Raw genomic sequence first — 328 nt, 5'->3', positions numbered from 1 at the left:
CGGGATCTCCGCATGACGATACCATCCGGTGCCTGAGAAGACCAGCACACGCAGGGAATCCTCTTCCAGGTGGGCCGGGCCGGGCGCCGGGTGCGCATGGGCATTGGCCGTTTCAGTGGACGCTGCCAGCAGCAGGAGCGCAGCAGCAAGCACAAGGGGGAGTGGGTCTCGTGGGATCATGGAATCAGTGAGTAATCTGTGGTTATCGTGTTATCGATGCTGCCGCGACCGTCACCCGTGGGCCTTCAGCCAGTCGCGCACGCGGGGGTTGAAGTCCTCGAGGTTCTCCCAGTGGAAGGCGTGCCCGGAGTCCGGGTACAGGTGCAGG

1 protein-coding gene is annotated in these 328 nt (G+C 64.0%); it reads right to left on the bottom strand.

Features of this window, described 5'->3' with window-relative positions; all coding sequences use genetic code 11:
* A partial coding sequence (locus tag ACG2E4_RS18585; RefSeq protein WP_395277525.1) for a hypothetical protein occupies window positions 1-180 on the bottom strand: 180 nt, incomplete at its 3' end.
* Between the last annotated feature and the right edge of the window lie 148 nt (window positions 181-328).

Origin of the sequence: Halalkalibaculum sp. DA384, from assembly GCF_043951955.1 — a bacterium.
GTDB lineage: Bacteria > Bacteroidota > Rhodothermia > Balneolales > Balneolaceae > JAMQKA01.
The sequence above is the reverse complement of the archived record's forward strand: the minus strand, read 5'-3'. Positions and strand labels throughout refer to the sequence as shown.